Below are 6,682 nucleotides of genomic sequence, written 5' to 3'. Positions count from 1 at the left end.
CCAGCCGCACCGCGCAGACCTTGAACTCCGGCTGGAAGCTGTCGGGGTCGACGGCGTCGTTCGTGACGGCGTTGACGGCCAGGTACTCCCCGAAGGCGTCGTTCCAGTGGAAGGGGGCGAAGCAGGAGCCCGGCTGCACGCGGTCGGTGACGACGGCCGGCAGCACCGCCCGACCGCGCCGGGAGACGACCTCGACGCGGTCGCCCTCGGCGATCCCCAGCGCCTGCGCGTCCTGCGGGTTCACCTCCAGGAACGGCCCGGGGTTCAGCGCGTTGAGCTTGGCGACCTTGCCCGTCTTGGTGAGGGTGTGCCACTGGTGCTGCACGCGGCCGGTGTTGAGGACGAAGGGGTGCTCGTCGTCGGGCAGCTCCGCTGGCGGCAGGTGGGGGCGGGGGTGGAAGACCGCGCGCCCGGAGGGGGTCGCGAACACCGCCCGGGGACGGGTCCCGTCGGGGTGGACGACGACCTCGCGCCCGACGCCGTCGTTGAGGTAGCGGATCGGGTGCCGCACGGCGTCGTCCCCGGGCGGGGCGGGCCACTGCACCGGCGAGGTGCGCAGCCGCTCGTGGTCCACCCCGCGCAGGTCGTAGCCGGTGCGCGGGTTGGCGAAGCCGCGGATCTCCTCGAAGACCTCCGCGGCGCTGGTGTGCTCGAACCCCTCGGAGAAGCCCATCGCCCGGGCGACCTGCGCGATGAGCGACCAGTCCGGCGTCGCCTCGCCGGCCGGGTCGGCGGCCTGCGGCAGCAGGGTGAGGGTGCGCTCGGAGTTCACCGCGACCTGGTCGGACTCGGCCCACAGCGTCGCCGGCAGCACCACGTCGGCGTAGGCGTTGGTCTCGGTGTCGGCGAAGGCGTCCTGGGTGACGACGAACTCGCAGCGCTCCAGGCCCTCCACGACGGTGCGGCGGTTGGCGACGGAGGCCACGGGGTTGGTGCAGATGATCCAGCAGGCCTTGACCTCGCCGGCCGCCATGCGCTGGAACAGGTCGACGGTCCCGGCGCCGCCCTCGGCGCGCAGGGTGCCGGGGGCCAGGCCCCAGGCCCGCTCGGTGAACGCGCGGTCGTCGGGGTCGAGGGCCGAGCGCTGCCCGGGCAGGCCCGGGCCCATGTACCCCATCTCCCGACCGCCCATGGCGTTCGGCTGCCCCGTCAGCGAGAACGGCCCGCTGCCGGGGCGGCAGATCGCCCCGGTCGCCAGGTGCAGGTTGACCAGCGCGTTGGTGTTCCAGGTCCCGCGGGTGCTCTGGTTGAGCCCCATCGTCCACAGGCTGGTCCACTCCACCGCCCCGGCGATGAGGTCGGCGGCCCGGTGCAGGTCGGCCTCGGGGATGCCGGTGATCTCGCTGACCCGCTGCGGCGGGGAGTCGGCCAGCAGCGGCGCCATCGCCTCCCAGCCCTCGGTGCAGGTGGCGATGAACTCCTCGTCGAGGGCGCCGCGCCCGGCCAGCAGGTGCAGCAGGCCGTTGAGCAGGGCCAGGTCGGTGCCCGGGCGCACCTGCAGGAAGAGGTCGGCCGCCTCCGCGGTGGCGGTGCGGCGGGGGTCGACGACGATCAGCTTCGCGCCCGCGCGCACCCGGTCCATCATCCGCAGGAAGAGGATCGGGTGGCAGTCGGCGGTGTTGGAGCCGATGACGAGGAAGAGGTCGGCGGAGTCCAGGTCGTCGTAGGAGCCGGGCGGCCCGTCCGAGCCCAGGGACTGCTTGTAGCCCGTCCCGGCGCTGGCCATGCACAGCCGCGAGTTGGACTCCACCCGGCTGGTGCGCAGGAAGCCCTTGCCGAGCTTGGTGGCCAGGTACTGCGCCTCCAGCGACATCTGGCCCGAGACGTAGAGCGCCACGGCGTCCGGGCCGTGCTCGTCGACGACCCGGCGGAAACGGGCGGCGACCCGCTCGACGGCCTCGGCGACCGGCAGCGGGCGCGGTGCCTCGCCCCGCTCCTCGCGCACCAGCGCCGTCTCCAGCCGGCCGGGTGCGCTCGCCATGTCCGCGCTGGTGGCGCCCTTGGTGCACAGCCGCCCCGCGTTGGCCGGGTGCTGCTTGTCGCCGGTGACCTTGACCACGCGCCGGCGGCCGGTCCGCGGGTCCACGGCGACGTCCAGCACGACGCCGCAGCCGACGCCGCAGTAGGAGCAGGCGCTGCGCACGCGGGTGGTGCCCTGGGCTTCAGACGTCACGGGCACAGTAGACGGGCCCGCGGTTGCACGGTCGTTTCGCCCGTGTTGCGCCCGGGGGGCGTCCTCCTCACAGCCCCGGCCGCGCACCGTGAGGACGACGTCACAGGAGTGCAACGGCGGGCGCGACCGGCTGTAACGCGCCCGGCCTAGCGTCGTCGGCGTCCGGTGCCCACCCGGGTCACCCCCCGACGTCGTCCGCCCCCGAGGAGCGACCACATGGCCGTCACCAGCGAGCGCGCTGCCCCGACCGGAACGATCCCCGCCCCGCGGCCGGGGCGCTGGGTCGACGACTACGACCCGGAGGACCGCGCGCAGTGGGAGTCCACGGGGCGGCCGGCGGCCCGCCGCAACCTGTGGCTGTCGATCTTCGCGGAGTTCCTGGGCTTCTCGGTCTGGCAGCTGTGGACCATCGTCACCCCCTCGCTGAACACCGCCGGCTTCTCGCTCACCGCGGACCAGCAGTTCTGGCTCATCGCCGTGCCCAACCTCGTCGGGGCGACGCTGCGCTTCCCCTACACCTTCGCCGTGCCGCGCTTCGGCGGGCGCAACTGGACCATCGTGTCGGCGCTGCTGCTGATCGTCCCGTGCGTCGGGCTCGCGGTCGTCGTGCAGAACCCGGACACCCCGTTCTGGCTCATGGTGCTGGTCGCCGCGACCGCCGGCGTCGGCGGCGGCAACTTCGCCAGCAGCATGGCGAACATCTCCTTCTTCTTCCCCGAGCGGGAGAAGGGCGCCGCGCTCGGCCTCAACGCCGCCGGCGGCAACCTCGGCGTCGCGGTCGTGCAGCTGGTCGTGCCGGTCATCGTCGTCATCGGCGGCGGCCTGGCGCTCGAGCGCGCCGGGCTGGTCGTCGTGCCGCTCGCGGTGCTGGCCGCCGTGCTCGCCTGGCGCTGGATGGACAACCTCTCCAGCGCCAGGGCGGACTTCGCCGGCTACGCGGCGGCGATGCGCAACAAGCACACCTGGATCATCTCCTTCCTCTACATCGGCACCTTCGGCTCCTTCATCGGCTACGCCGGCGTCTTCCCCACCCTCATCAAGACGCAGTTCCCCGACGTCGCCTTCGACTGGGGGTTCATCGGGCTGGCCCAGGTGCCGCTGACGCTGGCCTTCCTCGGCGCCCTCGTCGGCTCGCTCGCCCGCCCCTACGGCGGCCGGCTCTCCGACAGGCTGTCCGGCGCGAACGTCAGCATCGCGGCCTACGCCGTCATGTCGCTCGGCGCGGTCGGGGTGATCGCCGGTCTCGGCACGCGCAGCTTCGCGCTGTTCTTCCTCAGCTTCCTGCTGCTGTTCGTCGCCACCGGCATGGGCAACGGCTCCGTCTACCGGATGATCCCGGCCATCTTCCGCTCCACCGTCGACCGCGGTGACGCCGCGGCGCTGCTGCTGGCCAAGCGGCAGGCCGCCGCCTGCATCGGCATCGCGGCGGGCATCGGCGCCTACGGCGGGTTCATCATCCCGCGGGTGTTCGCCGCCTCGATCACCTCGACCGGCTCGCTGCGCCCCGCGCTGATCGGTTTCATCGCCTTCTACGCGGTCTGCGTGGCCGTCACCGTCGCCGTCTACAAGGTCGGCCGCGAACGCCGCTTCGCCGGCGCGGACATCTGAGACCCTCGAGGACCGGAGGAACACCGTGAGCTCGACCCCCCGCTTCCTGCAGGGCGCCTTCGCCTTCACCGGCGCCGGGCTGGAGAAGTTCGTGGCCCTGGAGGGCCTGCCCTCCTACACCGTCCCCGACGGGGTGCGCACCCAGGCCGTCTACTTCCGCGCCGGGAACTCCACCGGCGAGATGGTCAGCGTCGTGCTGCTGCGCGACGGCGTGCCCGTGCGCTGGTTCCCCGTCGCCGCCCGGGGCGCCACCCACGTGCCGCTGCGCATCGTGGAGGACGTCGAGGCGCCCTCCGTCCTGGAGCTGCGGGTGGCCGCGCCGGACGGCCTGAGCGGCACGCTCGTCGTCGACCTCGGCCTCGTGGAGGTGTGAGCGCCGTGACCCTCACGAGCACCGCGGTCCTGCCGCACCAGCGCACCGCCCGGCGTCGCCTGGTCGTCGTCGGCAACGGCATGGCCGGCGTCCGCGCCGTCGAGGAGCTGCTGGAGCGCGGTGGGCGCGAGCAGTTCGACGTCACCGTCTTCGGCGACGAGCCCTACGGCAACTACAACCGCATCATGCTCTCGCACGTGCTCTCCGGCGAGGAGGACGAGGAGGGCATCTTCCTCAACTCCCTGCCCTGGTACGCCGAGAACGGCATCGCGCTGCGCGCCGGCGTCCGCGTCGAGCGCATCGACCGCTTCGCCAAGGTCGTCCACGACGCCGAGGGCGGGCGGACGCCGTACGACGTGCTGCTCATCGCGACCGGCTCGACGCCCTTCTTCCCCGCCATGGAGGGCATGACCCGCCCGGACGGATCGATGCTGGAGGGGGTCTTCGGCTTCCGCACCCTCGACGACGCCCGGGCGCTGCTGGCGGCGGCGCGCACCCACCGCCGCGCCGTCGTCATCGGCGGCGGCCTGCTGGGGCTGGAGGCCGCGCACGGGCTGGTGACCCACGGCCTGCAGGTGGACCTGGTGCACTCCCCGCAGCACCTGATGAACCAGCAGCTGGGCCCGGAGGCCGGCCGGGTGCTGCGCCGCAAGATCGAGGAGCTGGGCATCCGCGTGCACACGGGGGTGCGCACGCGGGGGTTGCGGGGCACCGACCGGGTCAGCGGGGTGGAGCTGCCCGACGGCGGCGTCCTGGACGCCGACTTCGTCGTCGTCGCCGCCGGCATCCGGCCGAACACCGACGTCGCGCTGCGCTCGGGCCTGGAGGTCCAGCGCGGCATCGTCGTCGACGACCGGATGCAGTGCAGCGCCGGGGAGGAGGGCGAGGAGGGCGTCGCCGACGGCGTCTACGCGATCGGCGAGTGCGTGCAGCACCGCGGCCAGACGTACGGCCTCGTCGCCCCGCTGTGGGAGCAGGCGGGCGTCCTCGCCGACCACCTCACCGGGACCCGGCCGGAGGCGGAGTACCACGGCTCGCGCACCTCCACCAAGCTCAAGGTCGCCGGTGTCGACGTCGTCGCGATGGGCCTGCCCGGCCCCGAGCGCGACGACGACGAGTTCGTGGTGTTCTCCGAGCCCCACCGCGGCGTCTACCTCAACGTCGTCGTGCGCGCGGGCCGCCTCGTCGGCGCCACCCTGCTCGGCGACGTGCGCAAGACCGCCTTCCTCACCCAGGCCTTCGACCAGGGGCTGCCGCTGCCCGAGGAGCGGATGGCGCTGCTGTTCGACCTCGGCACCCCCGGCGAGGAGACCTCCGTCGCCGAGCTGTCCGACGACGTCCAGGTCTGCAACTGCAACGGCGTCACCAAGGGGCAGATTACCGGCGCCGTCGCCGGCGGCTGCACGTCCCTGGGCGCGGTCATGGCCAAGACCCGGGCGGGCAAGGGCTGCGGCTCGTGCACGACGCTCGTGGAGCAGATCACCCAGTGGGCCGCCGGCGGTGAGCTGACCGTCGACGAGTCCGCGAACTGGTACGTCCCCGGCGTCCCGATGGCCAAGCCGGAGCTCATGGCCGCGATCCGCGAGCGGCGGCTGAAGTCGGTGTCCGCGGTGTTCCGGGAGCTGGCGCCCGGCGGCGAGGAGGACGCGAAGTCGAAGATGGGCCTCACCTCGCTGCTGCGGATGATGTGGCCGGAGGGGCTGGAGCAGGACGAGCGCGACGGCCGGTTCATCAACGACCGGGTGCACGCGAACATCCAGCGCGACGGCACCTTCTCCGTCGTCCCGCAGATGAAGGGCGGGGTCACCACCCCCGAGCAGCTGCGCACGATCGCCGACGTCGCCGACAAGTACGACGTCGGCATGATCAAGGTGACCGGCGGGCAGCGCCTGGACCTGCTGGGGATCCGCAAGGAGGACCTGCCGAAGGTGTGGAAGGACCTGGGCATGCCCTCCGGCTACGCCTACGGCAAGAGCTTCCGCACCGTGAAGACGTGCGTGGGCACCGACTTCTGCCGCTTCGGCCTCGGCGACTCCACGAAGCTGGGCATCGACATCGAGACCCGCTTCCAGGGCATCGAGACCCCCGCCAAGCTCAAGCTCGGCGTCGTCGGCTGCCCGCGCAACTGCGCGGAGGCCTACGTCAAGGACGTCGGCGTCGTCGCGATCGGCGGCGGCAGGTGGGAGGTCTACGTCGGCGGCGCCGCCGGGGCCTCGGTCCGCAAGGGGGACCTGCTGGCCACGGTCGACTCCCCCGAGGAGGTCGTCGCGCTCACCGGCCGCTTCATCCAGTTCTACCGCGAGTGGGGCAACTGGCTGGAGCGCACCTACGAGTTCGTGCCGCGGCTGGGCCTCGAGCGGGTCCGCAACGTCCTCGTGGAGGACTCCGACGGCCTGGTGGCCGGGCTCGACGAGCGCATGCAGGCCACCGTCGACAACTACCGCGACCCCTGGCAGGAGGGCGAGCAGCCGGTGACGCCGGGGCAGTTCCGCCCCGCGCTGCCGCTGGTGGACCTGCCCCTGGTGCCC

4 protein-coding genes are annotated in these 6,682 nt (G+C 73.0%); 3 read left to right on the top strand and 1 reads right to left on the bottom strand.

The window, feature by feature from the left end; all coding sequences use genetic code 11:
• A partial coding sequence (locus GTQ99_RS17845) for a molybdopterin-dependent oxidoreductase (protein WP_166617074.1) occupies positions 1-2,173 on the bottom strand: 2,173 nt, incomplete at its 3' end.
• A gap of 216 nt (positions 2,174-2,389) precedes the next feature.
• Here GTQ99_RS17845 and GTQ99_RS17840 point away from each other — a divergent pair.
• The 3 genes from GTQ99_RS17840 to nirB all read left to right on the top strand — a co-directional run.
• Positions 2,390-3,781, top strand: coding sequence for an MFS transporter (locus GTQ99_RS17840; RefSeq protein ID WP_166617073.1), 1,392 nt, complete (start codon positions 2,390-2,392; stop codon positions 3,779-3,781).
• Between the two features lie 25 nt (positions 3,782-3,806).
• Complete coding sequence (locus tag GTQ99_RS17835) at positions 3,807-4,154, top strand: molybdopterin oxidoreductase (RefSeq protein WP_166617072.1); 348 nt, start codon at positions 3,807-3,809, stop codon at positions 4,152-4,154.
• A 5-nt stretch (positions 4,155-4,159) separates the two neighbouring features.
• Positions 4,160-6,682: nitrite reductase large subunit NirB (gene nirB, locus GTQ99_RS17830; RefSeq protein WP_166617071.1), on the top strand; the 2,523-nt coding region annotated here is incomplete at its 3' end.

This window comes from Kineococcus vitellinus, assembly GCF_009906315.1.
Taxonomy (GTDB): domain Bacteria; phylum Actinomycetota; class Actinomycetes; order Actinomycetales; family Kineococcaceae; genus Kineococcus; species Kineococcus vitellinus.
Note: the sequence above shows the minus strand (reverse complement) of the source record. Positions and strands in the feature narration are given on the sequence as shown.

What these genes read in the sequence shown, in the direction of transcription:
- GTQ99_RS17840 (WP_166617073.1), top strand. Translation starts at nt 2,390, where the DNA reads ATGGCCGTCACCAGCGAGCGCGCTGCCCCGACCGGAACGATCCCCGCC.